Source organism: Thermus sp. FJN-A, assembly GCF_054655095.1.
This window is the reverse complement of sequence record NZ_BAAHSC010000178.1, coordinates 1-804: the sequence shown is the minus strand read 5'-3', so window position 1 is coordinate 804 and position 804 is coordinate 1. Positions and strand designations below refer to the sequence as shown.

General features: G+C 67.2%; 1 protein-coding gene. It reads left to right on the top strand.

The genetic code is table 11. The annotated features are described in order from the left end of the window. A partial coding sequence (locus ACYQ0J_RS07420; RefSeq protein WP_460171533.1) for an IS256-like element ISTth4 family transposase occupies window positions 1-804 on the top strand: 804 nt, incomplete at both ends.

Here is an 804-nt window from a genome sequence, read left to right as displayed (position 1 = left end):
CGGCTTTCCTTAAGCCCTACGTCCGCCGCCTGGTGGACGTGGGGGAAGTGGCGGTAGCCCTTTACGCCGCCGGGGTCAGTCAGCGCAAGGCGGCCGAGATACTGAGCCTGCTCTTAGGCCACCGCTACTCCCACGAGACCCTGAGCGCCCTGACGGACGAGGTCCTGGAGGCGGCAGGAGCCTTCCGCACCCGGCCTTTGCCCGAGGAGATGGCCTTCGTCTACCTGGACGGGCTTTCCCTAAAGGTCTTTAGGGAAGGAGAAGGGATCGTACGGGAAAGCGTGTATGTGGCCCTGGGCATCGCCCCTAATGGGGAGAGGCGGGTCCTGGGGTTTTGGCTGTTGCCCACGGAGAGCGCCCTGGGATGGGAGGGGGTCCTGGGGGAGCTTTGGCAGCGGGGCCTGCGGCGGGTGTTGCTCTTTGTCACCGACGGGCTGCCCGGGCTTCCTGAAGCGATCCGCAGGGTCTACCCTCAGGCGGAATGGCAGCGGTGCGTGGTGCACGGGGTGCGGTGGAGCCTGTCCCAGGTGCGGGCGCGGGACCGGGGCCTGCTGGCGGAGGACCTGAGGCGGGTGTACGGGGCGGAGAGCCGGGAAGAAGCTCTTGGGGCCTTGGAGGAGGTGAAGGCCGCCTGGGGTTCGCGGTACCCGGGGGTGGTGGGGCTTTGGGTGGAGGAGTCTGGAGCCTTCCTGCGCTTCTACGGGTACCCCAAGGTGCTTTGGCCGTACTTGCGGAGCACCAACCTGATGGAGCGGTTTATCCGGGAGCTACGGCGGGGGACGAAGGTGCGGGACCACAAGTTTC